This window comes from Mesorhizobium delmotii (assembly GCF_900149755.1).
Taxonomy (GTDB): Bacteria; Pseudomonadota; Alphaproteobacteria; order Rhizobiales; family Rhizobiaceae; genus Mesorhizobium; species Mesorhizobium delmotii.
Genome location: NZ_FUIG01000039.1, coordinates 140476 through 157671 on the forward strand (window position 1 = coordinate 140476; position 17196 = coordinate 157671).

At 64.0% G+C, this 17196-nt stretch carries 15 protein-coding genes; 13 read left to right on the top strand and 2 right to left on the bottom strand.

Annotated features, from left to right (window positions below):
• Positions 1 to 6 precede the first annotated feature (6 nt).
• Together fcl and BQ8482_RS22990 are read right to left on the bottom strand one after the other, a co-directional pair.
• Positions 7 to 969: a GDP-L-fucose synthase gene (gene fcl, locus BQ8482_RS22985; RefSeq protein ID WP_123149666.1), complete on the bottom strand. Its 963-nt coding sequence runs from the start codon at positions 967 to 969 to the stop codon at positions 7 to 9.
• A 142-nt stretch (positions 970 to 1111) separates the two neighbouring features.
• The gene (locus BQ8482_RS22990) at positions 1112 to 2266 is read right to left on the bottom strand and encodes a dihydrodipicolinate synthase family protein (RefSeq protein WP_123149667.1); all 1155 of its coding nucleotides are present in this window, start codon (positions 2264 to 2266) and stop codon (positions 1112 to 1114) included.
• Between the two features lie 235 nt (positions 2267 to 2501).
• Here BQ8482_RS22990 and BQ8482_RS22995 point away from each other — a divergent pair, with 235 nt between their 5' ends.
• The 13 genes from BQ8482_RS22995 (at position 2502) to BQ8482_RS23055 (ending at position 17195) form a co-directional block, all read left to right on the top strand.
• Positions 2502 to 3545, top strand: a complete 1044-nt coding sequence (locus BQ8482_RS22995; RefSeq protein WP_123149668.1) for a LacI family DNA-binding transcriptional regulator — start codon at positions 2502 to 2504, stop codon at positions 3543 to 3545.
• Positions 3542 to 4558: a Gfo/Idh/MocA family protein gene (locus BQ8482_RS23000; RefSeq protein WP_123149669.1), complete on the top strand. Its 1017-nt coding sequence runs from the start codon at positions 3542 to 3544 to the stop codon at positions 4556 to 4558. Before BQ8482_RS22995 ends, BQ8482_RS23000 begins: the two co-directional genes overlap by 4 nt.
• Positions 4555 to 6156, top strand: a complete 1602-nt coding sequence (locus BQ8482_RS23005) for an acyl CoA:acetate/3-ketoacid CoA transferase (protein WP_123149670.1) — start codon at positions 4555 to 4557, stop codon at positions 6154 to 6156. The genes BQ8482_RS23000 and BQ8482_RS23005 overlap by 4 nt, the downstream gene beginning before the upstream one ends.
• Positions 6149 to 6925 carry an enoyl-CoA hydratase/isomerase family protein gene (locus BQ8482_RS23010; RefSeq protein WP_123149720.1) on the top strand — a complete coding sequence of 259 codons (777 nt, stop codon included), beginning with the start codon at positions 6149 to 6151 and terminating at the stop codon, positions 6923 to 6925. The genes BQ8482_RS23005 and BQ8482_RS23010 overlap by 8 nt, the downstream gene beginning before the upstream one ends.
• A 25-nt stretch (positions 6926 to 6950) precedes the next feature.
• The gene (locus BQ8482_RS23015; RefSeq protein WP_123149671.1) at positions 6951 to 8462 is read left to right on the top strand and encodes an aldehyde dehydrogenase family protein; all 1512 of its coding nucleotides are present in this window, start codon (positions 6951 to 6953) and stop codon (positions 8460 to 8462) included.
• A gap of 59 nt (positions 8463 to 8521) precedes the next feature.
• Positions 8522 to 9775, top strand: coding sequence for an ABC transporter substrate-binding protein (locus tag BQ8482_RS23020; RefSeq protein WP_091600411.1), 1254 nt, complete (start codon positions 8522 to 8524; stop codon positions 9773 to 9775).
• A gap of 164 nt (positions 9776 to 9939) precedes the next feature.
• Entirely contained in the window at positions 9940 to 10896 is a 957-nt protein-coding gene (locus BQ8482_RS23025) for a carbohydrate ABC transporter permease (protein ID WP_123149721.1), read from the top strand.
• On the top strand, positions 10893 to 11831 hold the full coding sequence (locus BQ8482_RS23030; protein WP_123149672.1) for a carbohydrate ABC transporter permease: 939 nt from the start codon (positions 10893 to 10895) through the stop codon (positions 11829 to 11831). The genes BQ8482_RS23025 and BQ8482_RS23030 overlap by 4 nt, the downstream gene beginning before the upstream one ends.
• Before the next feature lie 4 nt (positions 11832 to 11835).
• Complete coding sequence (locus tag BQ8482_RS23035; RefSeq protein ID WP_123149673.1) at positions 11836 to 12951, top strand: ABC transporter ATP-binding protein; 1116 nt, start codon at positions 11836 to 11838, stop codon at positions 12949 to 12951.
• 5 nt (positions 12952 to 12956) lie between these two features.
• Positions 12957 to 14471 carry an FAD-dependent oxidoreductase gene (locus tag BQ8482_RS23040; protein WP_123149674.1) on the top strand — a complete coding sequence of 505 codons (1515 nt, stop codon included), beginning with the start codon at positions 12957 to 12959 and terminating at the stop codon, positions 14469 to 14471.
• Positions 14468 to 15229 carry a 3-ketoacyl-ACP reductase gene (locus BQ8482_RS23045; protein WP_123149675.1) on the top strand — a complete coding sequence of 254 codons (762 nt, stop codon included), beginning with the start codon at positions 14468 to 14470 and terminating at the stop codon, positions 15227 to 15229. The genes BQ8482_RS23040 and BQ8482_RS23045 overlap by 4 nt, the downstream gene beginning before the upstream one ends.
• 12 nt (positions 15230 to 15241) lie before the next feature.
• The gene (locus BQ8482_RS23050; RefSeq protein WP_123149676.1) at positions 15242 to 16870 is read left to right on the top strand and encodes a GMC family oxidoreductase; all 1629 of its coding nucleotides are present in this window, start codon (positions 15242 to 15244) and stop codon (positions 16868 to 16870) included.
• Positions 16871 to 16880: 10 nt separating this feature from the next.
• A complete protein-coding gene (locus BQ8482_RS23055) occupies positions 16881 to 17195 on the top strand; it encodes a Dabb family protein (RefSeq protein ID WP_123149677.1) in 315 nt (104 codons plus the stop codon).
• The last annotated feature ends 1 nt before the right edge of the window (position 17196 follow it).

Here is a 17196-nt window from a genome sequence, read left to right on the forward strand (position 1 = left end):
TGAGGATCAGGCCGCGCCGAGGCGGAGGTCACCTGTCTCGATATGCTGGAGAAACCAGGCATAGGTCTGTTCCAATCCGCTCTGAAGCGAGTACCGCGGGCGCCAGCCCGTGGCAAACAGGCGCGACACGTCCATCAGCTTGCGCGGCGTGCCGTCCGGCTTCGTCGCATCGAATGTGAGCACCGCGTCGGCGCCGACGACGGAGAGCATGGTGCGGGCCAGCTCGGCAATGGTGATGTCTTCGCCCGAGCCGACATTGACGTGGCTGTCGCCGGCATAGTTTTTCAGTAGCCAGACCAGAGCGTCGGCGGCGTCGTCGACATGCAGGAACTCGCGCATCGGCGTGCCCGATCCCCAGACCTCCAGGGTTTTGTCGCCGGCCCGCTTGGCCTTGTGCGCCTTGCGCATAAGGGCTGGTACGACATGGCTGGTGGAGAGGTCGAAATTGTCGCCGGGGCCATAGAGGTTGGTCGGCATCGCCGAGATGTACTCGACACCGTATTGGCGCCGATAGGCCTGGCACAGTTTCAGCCCAGCGATCTTGGCGATCGCGTACCATTCGTTGGTCGGTTCGAGCGGACCGGTCAGCAAGGCGTCCTCGGAGATCGGCTGTGCCGCAAACTTCGGATAGATGCAGGACGAACCGAGAAACAGCAATTTCTGCACCTCGTTGCGAAAAGCGCTCTCGATGACATTGGTCTGCATGATGAGATTGTCCTGCAGAAAATCGACCGGCAACCTGTTGTTTGCCAGGATACCGCCGACCTTGGCCGCCGCCATCACCACCGCATCCGGCCTGTGGTCTGCCATCCAGCGCCGCACGCCGGCCTGGTCCATCAGGTCGAGTTCATCGCGGGATGCGGTCAGGACCTCGCAGTCCTCGTCCGCCAGCCTGCGCAATATGGCCGATCCGACCATGCCGCGATGCCCGGCCACGAAAACGCGCTTGCGCTGAAGGTCGAAATCCATTGGCGTATCCCTATGCAGAACGGCCGCTATGACCACTGGCGTCGCCGCGCCAGATGGTCCTGCGTCGGACGCATAGCGCATACAGATTTGCCCGGACAAGGCAAATCGGAGATTTCGGGCGAGCTCTTCTTGTGGTTGGCGCTCAAACGCCCGCCACGGCGCACAGGTTCTTCATTCTTGCGACGGCAAGCTCCGGGTCGGCCAGCAATCCGGCCTGGTCGGCAAGACGGAACACATCCGCATAGTGGCTAATGCCACGCGCCGACTGCATGCCGCCGACCATCGAGAAATGGTCCTGGTGGCCGTTCAGCCACGCCATAAAGACGATACCGGCCTTGTAGTACTCGGTCGGCGCCTCGAAGATCTTTCGCGACAAAGGCACTGTCGGCGCCATCAGCGCGTCATAGCCGGCGCGGTCGCCGTCGGCCAGCCTCGCCAGCGCGGCATTGGCGACCGGCGCGATAGCGTCGAAAATCCCGAGCAGCGCATGCGAATGTCTTTCGCCGTCGCCGGCGATCAGCTCGGGGTAGTTAAAGTCGTCGCCGGTGAACATGACGACCCCTTCCGGCAGCCGGTTGCGCAGGGCAACCTCTTTGCCGGCATCGAGCAGCGATATCTTGATCCCCTCGACCTTGCCGGCGTGGCGTTCGATGATGGCGACGACCGTGTCGAGCGCGGTGTCGAAATCATGGCTGCCCCAATAACCCTTCAGCGCCGGATCGAACATGTCGCCCAGCCAGTGCAGGATGACCTTGCCGGATGCCTGGGACAGGATGCGATCATAGACGCTTATATAGTCGTCGGGACCCTTGGCGACAGCCGCCAGCGCGCGGCTGGCCATCATGATCGCCGTGCCGCCCAGGCCTTCGATGAAATCGAACTGCTCTTCATAGGCCGCGATGACATCGTCGAGTGTCCTGACGGCGCCTGGCGCCAGATGGTCTGTTCCGGCACCTGAGGCGAGCTCGGCGCCCCCGACGGTTCGCGCCTCGGCGATCGAGCGGCGGATCAATTCCCTGGCGTTTGTCCAGTCGAAACCCATGCCACGCTGTGCAGTATCCATCGCCTCGGCGATGCGGAAGCCGAGCCGCCACAGATGATGGCGAAACGCCATCGTGCGCTCCCAGTCGACCGCTGGATGAGCCCATGGATCGGTCATCTCAAGGGGATCGGCAACGACATGGGCGGCGGCATAGGCAATGCGCGAAAACCGCGCGCCGATCACCGGCTGTGCCGGCTGGCCGACAAGGCGGTAGCGAGTGCTGCGACCGCCCTCCCCGGGCAAGGCAATGTCCATCGATCTCTCCCTTGGTCGCGCCTATAAATGGAACGTTCCAATAAATCAAGAACCTTTTGATTCTCAATCCATGCCCCGAAATGCTGCCTCGCAGCGACAAAGCCCTTTGAGTGCACCGCCTTCAGCCGCGGGTACTCGTTTTCTGGATTCGAGAAAAATCCTGATTGACTCAAATGCAGCACGGAATTAGAACGTTCCAATAAATTCGACCAGAAAATACCGGAGGACGATCGGGATGGCCAGCAGGCCCAAGGCGACGATACTCGACATTGCCCGTGAGGCGGGCGTGTCCAAGTCGACGGTGTCGCTCGTGCTGCAGGGCAGCGGTCTGATCCGGCCTGAGACCGCGCTGAAGGTTCGCAAGGCGATCGAGGATGTCGGCTATGTCTACAACCGCGGCGCCGCCAATCTGCGCAAGGCCCACTCCAACGTCATCGGCATGGTCATCAACGACCTTACCAACCCGTTTTTCGCCGAAATGGCGGTCGGCATGGAGCGTGTCTTCCAGTCGGCGGGCATCGTGCCGTTCATCGCCAACACGGCGGAGAACCCGGTGCGCCAGGAAGAGGTGCTGAAATCGCTGATGGAGCAAGGTGTCGCCGGGCTGATCGTGTCGCCGGCGCGCGGCACGACGCCCGGTGCTTTCCGCCGCATCGAGACGGCGGGGCTTCCGATCGTGTTCACCATGCGCCGCCTTCCTGAAAGCCGCATCCCGGTGATCGCGCCTGACAATCATCGCGGCGCCTGGCTCGCCACCGCCCATCTGATCGGCAAAGGGCATCGCCGGCTGGCCTTCTTCGGCGGCTCATCGGATCTGGTGGTCTATCACGAGCGGCTGGGCGGTTTTCGCGAGGCCTGCGAGGGGCTCGGCATCGCCAAACGCGATATACTCGTCGTCGAAGGCGAAACCAGCCGCAAGGGCGGCATTGCCTGCCTGGAGACGGCCCTCGCCATGGCCGAGCCGCCGACCGCGGCGCTGTGCTTCAACGATGCGGTCGCCTTCGGCGTCATGCTGGCGCTGCGCAAGCGCGGCCTCGAGCCCGGCGCGGATTTCGCCGTCGTCGGCTTCGACGACGTGATCGAAGCCCAGCACTACATGCCGGCGCTGACCAGCGTCGCGGTGGATTCGGCAGGCCTGGGCGAGCGCGCCGCCCATGTCATGCTGAAGATGATCCAGTCGCGCACCACGCGCGCCGAGGATCATATCGGCGCCGTCAACCTCGTCGTCAGGGACAGTTGCGGTCCTGATCGCCGTGCTGGAATGGGAGACGCGGCATGACCGTCAAATGGGGACTGATCGGCGCAAGCACGATCGCCAGGCAATTCATGATCAACGCCATCCGCGCGCAACCGAACAGCGAGATCACGGCGGTGATGAGTTCCAGCCCGGAGCGCGCCGCTGCCTATGCCAGGGAGAACGGCATTCCGTTTGCCGTCTCGACGCTCGATGAATTGCTCGGCTCTGACATCGACGCCGTCTACATCTCGACCACCAACGAACTGCATCTCGAACAGGCACTAGCCGCCATCAGGGCGGGAAAACATGTGTTGTGCGAAAAGCCGCTCGCGCTGACCGGCGCCGATGCGCGCAAGATGGTCGCCGCCGCCAAGGCGGCCGGCATCGTGCTCGGCACCAACCATCATTTGCGCAATGCCGGCTCGCACCGGGCGATGCGCGAAGCCATCGCCGCCGGCCGCATCGGCAAGCCGATCGCTGCGCGCGTCTTTCACTCCGTCTATCTACCTGAGAATTTGCAGGGTTGGCGCATCACCAGGCCGGAAGCCGGCGGCGGCGTCGTGCTCGACATCACCGTGCACGATGCCGACACGCTGCGTTTCGTGCTCGACGACGATCCGCTCGAGGTTTCAGCGTTCACCCAGGCCGCAGGCATGGCCGCCGGCGGCCTGGAGGACGGCGCCATGTGCATCTGGCGCTTCAAATCGGGCATCATCGCCCAGTCGCATGAGGGCTTCACCACCAAGTTCGCCGGCACCGGCTTCGAGGTGCATGGCAGCGAAGGCTCGCTGATCGCGAAAGATGTGATGACGCAGAAGCCGATCGGCTCTGTGCTGCTGCGCACGGCAAAAGGCGAGGAGGAATTGAGCTTCGACCGCGAAGATCTCTATGTCAGGTCTTTGCGCCAGCTCCATGCGGCGATCCGTGGCGAAGGCCAGCCGTCGGCCACCGGCGAGGACGGCGTCTGGTCGCTGGCCGCGGCCGAGGCGGCGTTGCAGTCAGCCAAGTCCGGCAAATCAGCCGCGATCGATCCGAAACTCGGGGGCGCAGGGTGAGCAAACTCGTTTCCGTAGCGCAAGCCGCCAGCCTGATCAGGGACGGCATGGTCGTTTCCGTGTCGTCGTCGAGCGGCCTCGGCTGCCCGGATGCGGTGCTCGCCTCCATCGGTGAGCGCTTCGAAGCGGAAGGCCATCCCAAGGACATCACGACGCTGCATCCAATCGCCGCCGGCGACATGTACGGCATTAGGGGTATCGACCATCTGGCCAAGCCCGGCCTGTTGAAGCGCACGCTGTGCGGCTCCTATCCCTCGGGCCCGTCATCGTCGGAGCCGCCGCAGATCTGGAAGATGATCGGCGACAATTCGGTCGCCGCCTACAACGTGCCGTCTGGCATCCTGTTCGACATGCACCGCGAAGCCGCTGCCAAGCGCCCCGGCGTGCTGACCAAGGTCGGCCTCGATACCTTCGCCGACCCGCGTCATCAGGGCTGCGCCATGAATGCGGCGGCCAGCGAGCCGATCGTTTCGGTGCAGCAGTTCGACGGCGAGGAATGGCTCTATTTCCGCTCGATCGTGCCTGACGTCTCAGTCATCCGGGCGACGACGGCCGATGAGCGCGGCAACCTCACCTATGAGCACGAGGGCGCCTATCTCGGCGGGCTGGAACAGGCGCTCGCCGCCCGCAACAACGGTGGCATCGTCATCGCGCAGGTCAAGCGCGTCGTCGAGAACGGCACGCTGAAGCCGCATGACGTGCGCGTGCCCGGTGTGCTGGTCGACCATATCGTGGTGGCGCCCGACCAGTTGCAAACGACGCTGACGCCCTACGATCCGGCGATCTCGGGCGAGATCTTCCGGCCGCTGTCGACCTTCCGCAACGCCGAGATGAGCGTCCAGAAGGTGATCGCGCGGCGCGTCGCGATGGAGCTTGCCGACGGCATGGCCGTCAATATCGGCTTCGGCATCTCGGCCAACGTGCCGCGCATCCTTATCGAGGAAGGCCAGCACGGCAAGGTCACCTGGGTAATCGAACAGGGCGCGGTCGGCGGCGTGCCGCTGCTCGATTTCAAGTTCGGCTGCTCGTCGAACGCCGACGCGTTCATGCCTTCGCCACACCAGTTCATCTACTTCCAGGGCGGCGGCTTCGACGCCTCGCTGCTGTCCTTCCTGCAGATCGATCGCAATGGCTCGGTCAACGTGTCGAAGCTTTCGGCCAGGCCGCATGTCACCGCCGGCGCCGGCGGTTTTGTCGACATCACCGCGCGGGCGAAGAAGATCGTGTTTTCCGGCTTTTTCAATGCCGGGGCCAAGCTGTCGCTGGCCGATGGCGGCATCAGTATCGACGGGGAAGGCAAGGTCAAGAAAGTGGTCGGCGAGGTCGAGCACATCTCCTTCTCGGGCAAGCGCGCGGTCGCGCAAGGACAGGACATCACCTATGTCACCGAACGCTGCGTGATGAAGCTGACGCCGGATGGGCTGATGGTGACTGAGCTGGCACCCGGTATCGATCTTCAGCGCGACGTGCTGGCGCAGGCCGAGATTCCGCTCGCCGTCGCCAACGACCTGAAAGTCACGCCGGACGCGCTCTACCGTGACCGGCCGATCGGACTGTCGCTCAATGGCGGCGCCTCGCTTGGAGGCGCGCATGGCTGAGCGTCTCGTCACCTTTGAAACCGACGGCGACCTCGGCATCGTCACGCTGCGCCGGCCGGAGAAATTCAACGCGCTCGACATCCCGATGCTGCGCGCGCTGGAAGCCGCGCTCGACGCGGCGGAAGCTGCGGACAGCGTTCGTGTCGTGCTGCTGCTCGGCGAAGGCAAGGGCTTTTGCTCGGGTGGTGATGTCGAAGCCTGGTCGCAAATGAGTGCCGCCGATTTCCAGGTGCAATGGGTTCGCTACGGCCACCGCGTCTTCGACCGTCTGGCGCGGCTACGGCAACCGACCGTCGCCGTGCTGTCCGGCCATGTGCTGGGCGGCGGGCTGGAACTGGCGGTCGCCTGCGACTTCCGGGTCGCCGAGGCGCAGGTGAAATTAGGCTTCCCGGAAACCTCGATCGGCGTGGTGCCCGGCTGGTCCGGCACGCAGCGCGCGGTGCGCCGCTTCGGCGCGCAGACGGTGCGGCGCATGGCAATCGGCGGCGAGACGTTCGTGGCGGCCGAAGCACTCGCTCTGGGCATCGTCGACCGGGTGGTCGACACGGGCAAGGCGTTCATCGAGGCCAAGGCCTGGGCCGGCAAGATCTCCGAGCGCGGCCCGCTGGCAACGCAGGCCGCCAAGCTGATGATCGCGGTCGCCGAGAGCGAGGAAAGTGCTGCCGCGACAGAGGCGCTGGCCAGTGGCTTCATCGCGCTGACCGGCGATCTCAAGGCTGGTGTCGACGCTTTCAAGGCCAAGCAGAAACCAGCGTTTTCAAGATCATAGAATGCGAGCGGAACCTGGAAATCACATGAACTTGCCCCTCACCATCGCCATGCCCGCCGAGGCAGCCGCGACGCCGAAGACCTACCGGCTGCTGATCGACGGCAAGTTCGTCGATGCCCGCGACGGCCGCACGCTGGAGCGCAACAGTCCCGGCCACGGCTTCACCGTTTCGCGCTATGCGCAAGCCGGCGAAGCGGACGTCGAGGCGGCGGTGACCGCCGCGCACAAGGCTTTCGTGACCGGCCCCTGGCCGCACATGAAGGCCGGCGAGCGCGCAGCGATCCTGCTCAAGGCGGCGGACCTGATCGAGGCGCGGCTCGAGGAGATCGCCCGGCTCGACGTGCTGGAATCCGGCAAGCCGATCGCCCAGGCGCGCGGCGAGATCGGCGGCGCCGTCGACATCTGGCGCTATGCCGCGGCGCTTGCCCGCACGCTCCATGGCGAAACCTACGCCAACCTCGGCGACGCCATGCTGGGCGTCGTGCTGCGTGAACCGATCGGCGTCGTCTCGATCATCACGCCGTGGAATTTTCCCTTCCTCATCGTCAGCCAGAAACTACCGTTCGCGCTCGCCGCCGGCTGCACGGCGGTGGTCAAGCCGAGCGAGATGACCTCGGCCTCCACCTTCGTGCTCGGCGACATCCTGATGCAGGCCGGCTTGCCGGATGGCGTTGTCAACATCCTCGCTGGTCTGGGCGCCGATGTCGGCGCCGCGATGGTCAGCCATCCGCTGGTCGAGATGGTGTCGTTCACCGGCTCCACCCGGGTCGGCAAGATGACCATGGCGTCGGCTGCGAACTCTCTGAAGAAAGTCTCGATGGAGCTCGGCGGCAAGAACGGCCAGATCGTCTTTCCAGACGCCGACCTCGATGCCGCCGCCGACGCGGCGGTGTTCGGCGGCTTTTTCAACGCTGGCGAATGCTGCAACGCCGGCAGCCGGCTAATCGTCCACGAGGCGATAGCCGACGACTTCCTCGGCGCAGTGAAGGCGCTCACCGCAAGGGTCACCGTCGGCGATCCGCTCGATATCAGCACCAAGGTCGGCGCGATGATCTCTTCCGAGCACCTTTCCAAGGTGACCGGCTACGTGGCGGCGGCGGCAAACGACGGCAGCAGCATCTATAGCGGCGGCAAGCAAATCGCCTCCAGTGCCGGTCAATATCTCGATCCGACCATCCTTCGCGGCGTCACCGAAGACATGGCCATTGCGCGTGAAGAAGTGTTTGGACCGGTGCTGTCGGTGCTGACGTTTGGATCGATTGAAGAGGCGTTGCGCATCGCCAACAACACGCCTTATGGTCTATCGGCGGGCGTGTGGAGCGCCAGCATCGACACCTGCATGTCGGTGGCGCGGAATGCGCGTTCGGGAACCGTTTGGGTGAACACGTTCATGGAAGGTTATCCCGAGCTGCCTTTCGGAGGCTACAAGCAGTCCGGTCTGGGACGCGAACTCGGCAAGCGCGCCGTTGAGGACTATACCGAAGAAAAGACAATCCAGTTTCATCGCGGCCAGCGCACCGGATGGTGGGTCGGCTGAGTTGGGAAGAACCCGGCGGACAATCGCCGGTCGTGTAGCTGCAACAAGGGAGGAAGTACATGTTGCGCAAATTGCTTATCGGAACGGCTCTCGGCTCGGGTCTTGCGTTCGCGGCCCATGCCCAGGACGTCAAGGAAGTCGAGATGCTGCATTGGTGGACGTCTGGCGGCGAAGCGGCTGCCTTGAACGTGCTCAAGGAGGATCTGGCCAAGCAAGGCTTTGCCTGGAAGGACGTGCCCGTGGCCGGCGGCGGCGGCGACGCCGCCATGACCGCGCTGAAGGCGATGGTCGCGGCCGGCAACTACCCGACCGCCTCCCAGATGCTCGGCTATACCGTGCTCGATTATGCCGCGGCCGGCGTGATGGGCGACCTGACCGAGACGGCGGTAAAGGAAGGCTGGGACAAATCCGTTCCGGCCGCCCTGCAGAAATTCTCGGTCTATGACGGCAAGTGGGTCGCGGCTCCGGTCAACGTCCACTCCGTCAACTGGCTGTGGATCAACAAGGCGGTGATGGACAAGATCGGCGGCACCGAGCCCAAGACCTTCGACGAATTCATCGCGCTGCTCGACAAGGCCAAGGCGGCGGGCGTCATCCCGCTCGCGCTCGGCGGCCAGAACTGGCAGGAAGCCACCATGTTCGATTCGGTCGTGCTGTCGACCGGCGGACCTGAGTTCTACAAGAAGGCCTTCAACGACCTCGACGAGGAGCAGCTGAAGTCCGACACGATGAAGAAGTCGTTCGACAACCTTGCCAAGCTCGTCACCTATGTCGACCCGAACTTCTCCGGCCGCGACTGGAACCTTGCCACCGCCATGGTCATCAAGGGCGATGCGCTGGTGCAGGTCATGGGCGACTGGGCCAAGGGCGAATTCAACGCCGCCAAGAAGACCCCGGGCACCGACTTCCTGTGCTACCGCTTCCCGGGCACCGACGGCAGCGTGGTCTACAACTCCGACATGTTCGGCATGTTCGACGTTCCTGAGGACCGCAAGGCCGCCCAGGCCGCCTTGGCCACCGCCACTTTGTCGAAGAGCTTCCAGTCGGCTTTCAACGTCGTCAAGGGCTCGGTCCCGGCCCGCACCGACGTGCCCGACACCGACTTCGACGCTTGCGGCAAGAAGGGCATGGCCGACCTGAAGGCCGCCAACGAAGGCGGCACGCTGTTCGGTTCGCTGGCGCAAGGCTATGGCGCGCCGCCGGCTGTCGCCAATGCCTATAAGGACGTCGTCTCGAAGTTCGTCCACGGCCAGATCAAGACCTCGGACGAGGCCGTGACCCAGCTGGTTAACGCAATCGAAGACGCCAAATAAGAACCGGCATGAAAGGACCTTCCCCGCTCCGGTGGGGAAGGTTCCACCAAGCCAGGATGGTCGGCCTCTGGTCGGAATGGCGCCGGCGATCAACCAACACGCCCCGTCTCGACGGGGTTATCCTTCCCCGCCTGGCGGTGAAGGGACCCGAGAGGGAGGAGCCCATGACTACGGTCGCGACCCAGATCAAGCTGACGCCGGAGCATAATGCCCGCCCGGGTGTCTCCATGCGTTCGCGCCTGCAGGACGCGCTGCCGAAGATCGTACTGGCGCCAAGCTTTGCGATCACAATCGTCTTCGTCTACGGCTTCATCCTGTGGACGGTCTATCTGTCGTTCACCAATTCCAAGACCTTCCCGTCCTATGCGCTCACCGGGCCGCGGGCCTATCAGCGGCTGTGGCGCTGGACCTTCGAAAGCGACCCACCATCGAGCTGGTACACCTCGATTATCAATATGGGCATTTTCGGCTTTCTCTACATCTTCATCTGCCTGGCGCTCGGCCTTTTCCTGGCCATCCTGCTCGACCAGAAGATCCGCGGCGAAGGCATGTTGCGGCCGATCTACCTCTACCCGATGGCGCTATCCTTCATCGTCACCGGCGTCGCCTGGAAATGGTTCCTCGATCCCGGCCTCGGCCTTGAGCAGACGCTGCACCAGTGGGGCTGGACGAGCTTCCATTTCGACTGGATCAAGAACAAGGATTTCGTCATCTACACCGTGGTGATCGCCGGCGTCTGGCAGGCCTCGGGCTTCGTCATGGCGATGTTCCTCGCCGGCCTTCGCGGCATCGACGGGGAGATCATGAAGGCGGCGCAGATCGACGGCGCAACCACGTTCCAGCTCTATCGCCGCATCGTCATCCCGCTGCTGCGGCCGGTGTTCCTCTCGGCCTTCATCGTGCTCGCGCACCTCGCCATCAAGTCCTACGATCTGGTCGTAGCACTGACCAGCGGCGGGCCGGGCGGCTCAGCCTGGCTGCCGTCGAACTTCATGTATGAGTACACCTTCAAGCGCAACGAAATGGCCGTCGGCTCGGCCAGCGCCGTGATCATGCTGATGACCATCACCGCGATCATCGTGCCCTATCTCTATTCCGAGCTCAGGGAGCGACCGCGATGAGCGTCATTGCCTCGCCCGCTCGCACTGGCGGCATCAGCGCCAGGACCGTCAACCGCATCGTCATCTACGGCCTGCTGGCGCTGTTCGCGCTGTTCTACCTGATGCCGCTGTTCGTCATGCTGGTGACTTCGTTCAAGACGATGGACGAGATCCAGAACGGCAACATGCTGGCGCTGCCGCAGGCGCCGACCTTCGAGCCGTGGCTGAAGGCGTGGGGCGAGACCTGCGTCGGCCTGACCTGCGCCGGCATCAAGGGCTATTTCTGGAATTCCATCAAGATGGTGGTTCCGGCGGTGCTGATCTCGACGCTGCTCGGCGCGCTCAACGGCTATGTCCTGACCAAATGGCGCTTCCGCGGCCACACGCTGGTCTTCGGGCTGATGCTGTTTGCCTGCTTCATTCCGTTCCAGTCGGTGCTGTTGCCGATGGCAACGATCCTCGGCAGCCTCGGCCGCTTCGGCGTGACGCTGCGAAACGCCACGGGATTTTCATTCGGCTTGGGCAATCCGACGGTCAATCTGGTCTTTGTCCACGTCGTCTATGGGCTCGGCTTCACCACTTTGTTCTTCCGCAATTATTACGAGGCGTTCCCGACCGAACTGGTCAAGGCGGCACAGGTCGACGGCGCCAGCTTCTTCCAGATCTTCCGGCGCATCATGCTGCCGAATTCGATGCCGATCTTCGTCGTCACCGTCATCTACCAGTTCACCAACATCTGGAACGACTTCCTGTTCGCCTCGGCCTATGCCGGCACCGGTGACGCGATGCCGATGACCGTGGCGCTGAACAACGTCGTCAATACCTCGACCGGTGTCGTCGAATACAACGTCAACATGGCGGCAGCGATGATCGCCGCACTGCCGACCCTTCTCGTCTATGTGGTCGCTGGCCGCTATTTTGTGCGCGGCCTGATGGCCGGCGCCGTCAAAGGATAATCGAATGGCTTTTCTCGAAATTAATGGGCTGAGGAAGCGGTTCGGATCGGTCGAGATCCTGAAGGGCATCGACGTCGATCTCGAAAAGGGCGGCTTCCTGGTGCTGGTCGGCCCGTCCGGCTGCGGCAAGTCGACCTTGCTCAACACCATCGCCGGCCTCGAAACCATCACCGAAGGCGAAATCCGTGTCGATGGACGGACGATCAACGATCTCCACCCCTCGAAACGCGACATCGCCATGGTGTTCCAGAGCTACGCGCTCTATCCGAACATGACCGTCGCGGGGAACATTGCCTTCGGCATGGAGATGCGCGGCGTGCCGGCAGCGGAGCGCCAGAAGGCGATCGACAAGGTGGCGAAGGTGCTGCAGATCGGCCACCTCCTGCAGCGCAAGCCGAGCCAGCTCTCCGGCGGCCAGCGCCAGCGCGTCGCCATGGGCCGCGCGCTGGTGCGCGACCCCAAGCTCTTTCTCTTCGACGAGCCGCTCTCCAATCTCGACGCCAAGCTGCGCGTCGACATGCGCATCGAGATCAAGCGGCTGCACGCGACCACCGGCACGACAATCGTCTACGTCACCCACGACCAGATCGAAGCGATGACGCTGGCCACCAAGATCGCGGTGATGCGCGATGGCGAGGTGCAGCAGTTCGGCACGCCGGCCGAAATCTATAACAACCCGACCAACCTGTTTGTTGCCGACTTCATGGGCTCGCCGGCGATGAATCTGATTCCGGCGACGATCGGCGGCAATGGCAATGCGCTTTCCGTGGTGCTGCAGCGCGAGGCGCGCGAGCCGATCTCGCTGCCGCTGGCCGATGCGCCGACGGGTCTGTCGGCATTCCACAGCAAGCCGATCATTTTTGGCGTCCGCCCCGAGGCCCTGACCGATCCTGAAGGAGCCGAACGCAACGCATCGAACATCGCCACCGCCGACTGTCACATCGAAGTCGTGGAACCGGCCGGCTCCGATACCTTCGCCGTCACCAATCTCGGCGGCAAGGCGGTGGTGGCGCGGCTGCGCGCCGACGCAAATATCCAGCCGGGCACGGTCACGCCGCTCGCCTTCAACCTGACCAAGGCGGTGTTCTTCGATCCGGCGACCGAGAACCGCATCCTCTGACAGCCATGACAAACCCGGACATCGTCATCATCGGCTCCGGCATCGGCGGCGCCACGATCGCTTCCGGCCTTGCCGGCAGTGGTGCCTCGATCCTGATGCTGGAGCGCGGCGAACCACTGCCGGCGACGCCGCATACGCGCGACACGCGCGCCATCTTCGTCGACGGCCACTATCGGCCGAAGGAGATGTGGCGCGAGGCCGGGGGTGCTGCGTTCAATCCCGGCAACTACTACTATGTCGGCGGCAATTCGAAATTCTATGGCGCGGTGCTGATCCGCTACCGCAGGGAAGACTTTTCGGCCATGGAGCACTATGGCGGCGTCTCGCCGGCCTGGCCGTTCTCCTATGAGGAATTCGAGCCTTGGTATTCCAAGGCCGAGCAGCTTTTTCGCGTGCGCGGCGCACTCGGCGAAGACCCGACCGAGCCGTTCCACTCGATCCCCTATGCCTTCGGGCCGGTGCCCGACGAGCCGCCCATCGCCCGCGCCCGCGCCGAACTCAAAGGCCTCGGCCTGCACCCGGCATCGCTGCCGCTCGGCGTCGACATCGATGCCTGGCTGAAGGACGGCAAGACAGGCTGGGACGCGTTTCCCAACACCGGGACCGGCAAGGTCGACGCCCAAACGGGGCCGCTCGCGGCGGCACTGGCCGACCGGAACATCAAGCTCGAGACCGGTGCCCATGTCGAATATCTCGAAGCGTCATCGGATGCCAGAACGATCGCCGGCGTTCATTATCGCCAGAATGGCACGCTGAAGAAAGTGACGCCGAAGCTGGTCATCCTCTCGGCCGGCGCGGTCAATTCGGCGGTCATCCTGCTGCGCTCGCCCTCCCCCAGCAGCAAGGGAGGCGGCAACGGACTCGCCAACCGTTCCGACCAGGTCGGCCGCAACTTCATGAACCACAATTCGAGCGCCATGCTGGCGATCGACCCGCGCCGCAGGAACACATCCGTCTACCAGAAAACGCTGATGCTCAATGACTATTATCTGTCCGATGGCAAGGGCGGCAAGCCGCTCGGCAACGTCCAGCTTCTCGGTAAGATCGACGGTTATATCCTGAGGGCCAACGTCAAGCTTGCACCCAAATTCGCGCTGGATTTCCTGGCCGGCCACGCCGTCGACTGGTACCTGATGTGCGAGGACCTGCCCGATCCCGAAAGCCGCTTCATGGTCGACGGCAAGGACATCGTCATGCAGTGGCGGCGCTCCAATATGCAGTCGCTCGACGGGCTGACCAAGGTGATGCGCGAGAATTTCCGCGCCTGCGGCTATCCGATCGTCCTGTCGCGGCCTTTCGACAAGCGCACGCCATCGCACCAGTGCGGCACGGTCAAGATGGGCGACGATCCGGCAACCTCGCCGCTCGACCCGTTCTGCCGGTCGTTCGACCACCACAACCTGTTTGTCGTCGACGCTAGCTTCCTGCCGAACTCGGCCGCGGTCAATCCGGCACTGTCGATCGCAGCACAAGCGCTGCGCGTCGCCGACCACATCCGCAAGACGGAGCTTGTCGCATGAGCCGCCCGGCAGCCATCGTTACCGGCGGCGCGCGCGGCATCGGCCTTGCCTGCGCCGAAGCGCTGGCCGATGCGGGCTTCGATATCCTTGTCGTGGACCTTGCCGAAAAAGCCGGCGACGGGCTTGCCGCTGACATCACCGCCCGCGGCGCGAAATTCGCCTACCATTGCGGCGACATCGCCGATCTCGACCGCCATGCAGCACTGGTCGATGCCGCGATAAGCGCCTTCGGCCGCATCGACTGCCTGGTCAACAATGCCGGCATCGGCGCCCTGGTACGCGGCGACCTGCTGGAACTGAAACCGGAAAATTTCGACCGGATCCTCGCCATAAATCTGCGCGGCACCGTCTTCCTCAGCCAGGCCGTCGCCAAGGCGATGCTTGCTGAGCCGGGTGCCTACCCCCGGTCGATCATCACCATCACCTCGGTCAGCGCCGAAATGGCCTCGCCCGAACGTGCCGACTATTGCATCTCCAAAGCCGGGCTTTCGATGTGGGTGAAGACCCTGGCGCTGCGGCTTGCTCCCGAAAATATCGGTGTGTTCGAGGTGCGGCCGGGCATCATCCGCACCGACATGACCGCAGGCGTCACCGCCAAATACGACGCGCTGATCGACGGCGGGCTGGTGCCGGCGAAGCGCTGGGGCGAAGCCGCCGATGTCGGCGCCGCCGTAGTGGCACTCGCCGGCGGCAAGCTCGGTTTTTCGACCGGCTCGATCATCAATGTCGACGGTGCGCTGTCGGTGCCGAGGCTGTGAACAGGTGACGCCATGACCGACTACATCATCGTCGGAGCCGGCCCGGCCGGCTGCGTGCTGGCCAACCGGCTGAGCGAAGATCCGTCGCATCAGGTGCTGCTGCTCGAGGCCGGCGGCAAGGACTGGCACCCGCTGATCCACATGCCGGCCGGTTTCGCCAAGATGACCAAGGGCATCGCCGCCTGGGGCTGGTCGACCGTGCCGCAAAAGCACACGAAGGACCGCGTCTTCCGGTACACACAGGCCAAGGTGATCGGCGGTGGCTCCTCCATCAACGCCCAGATCTATACACGCGGCAACGCCCGCGATTACGACGCCTGGGAGAAGGAAGAGGGCCTTGCCGGCTGGGGCTATCGCGACGTGCTGCCCTATTTCAAGCGGGCCGAGAACAACCAGCGCTACGCCAACGATTTTCACGGCGACCAGGGTCCGCTCGGCGTGTCGAACCCGATTGCGCCGCTGCCGATCTGCGAGGCTTATTTCCGCGCCGGACAGGAGATGGGCATTCCCTTCAATCCGGACTTCAACGGGATAGCCCAAGAAGGCGTCGGTTATTACCAATTGACGCAGAAGGACGCGAGACGCTCCTCCGCCTCGGTCGCCTATCTCAGGCCGATCCGCGAGCGCAAGAACCTGACCGTCAGGACCGGCGTGCTGGTGACGCGCATCGTCGTCGAGAGCGGCCGCGCCGTCGGTGTCGAGATCGTCGACAGGCCGGGCGGCCAGCCGACGACCCTGCGTGCCGAGCGCGAAGTGATCGTCTCGTCCGGCGCCATCGGCTCGCCGAAGCTGCTGATGCAATCGGGCATCGGCCCGGCCGACCACCTGAAGTCGGTCGGCGTGACGCTAGTCCACGACCTGCCCGGCGTCGGCTCCAACCTGCAGGATCATCTCGACCTGTTCGTCATTGCCGAATGCACCGGCGACCACACCTACGACAATTACGCCAAGCTGCACCGGACGGTGTGGGCCGGCTTGCAGTACCTGCTGCTGAAAAAAGGTCCCGTTGCCTCCAGCCTGTTCGAAACCGGCGGCTTCTGGTACGCCGATCCGACCGCTGCCTCGCCCGATATCCAGCTCCATCTCGGCCTCGGCTCCGGCATCGAGGCCGGTGTCGAAAAACTGAAAAATCCGGGCGTGACGCTGAACTCGGCTTTCCTGCGCCCGCGCTCGCGCGGCACGGTGCGGCTGAACAGCGCCGACCCTGCCGACCACCCGCTGATCGATCCGAATTACTGGTCAGACCCCTACGATCGCGACATGTCGATCAAGGGGCTCAGGCTGGCGCGCGAGATCATGCGGCAGAAGGCACTTGCCCCTTATGTGCTGCGCGAGGTGTTGCCGGGGCCGAAACTCACCAGCGACGACGAGCTGTTCGACTATGCCTGCCGCAGTTCCAAGACCGACCATCACCCTGTCGGCACCTGCCGCATGGGCCATGATGCGATGAGCGTGGTGACGCCGGATCTCAGGCTGCGCGGCATCGAAGGGTTGCGCGTCTGCGACGCCTCGGTGATGCCGCGCATCCCCTCATCCAACACCAATGCGCCGACCATCATGGTCGGCGAAAAGGGGGCCGATCTGATCCTTGGCCGCGAACCACTGCCGCCGGCCGTGTTTTCCACCAACCAAGCGGCATGAGATCCCAAGAATGATCAGGCACTGTGTTTTCGTTCGATTCCGCAATGACGTCACCGATGACGAGCGCGCGGCAATCCATGCCGATCTTGAGGCGCTGCGGCGGGTGATCGACGGTATGGGCAAGGTCGAATTCAGCGTCAACACCAGCCCAGAGCCGTTCGCGCGCGGCTTCACGCACGGCTTCACCATCGACTTCCGCGATGCCGCCGCACGCGACGCCTATCTGGTGCATGAGGCTCACAGCCGAGCCGGCGCTCGGCTGGTCGCGGCGCTTGAAGGCGGAACCGACGGGCTGATGGTGTTCGACCTCGACATAGGCGCTTAGC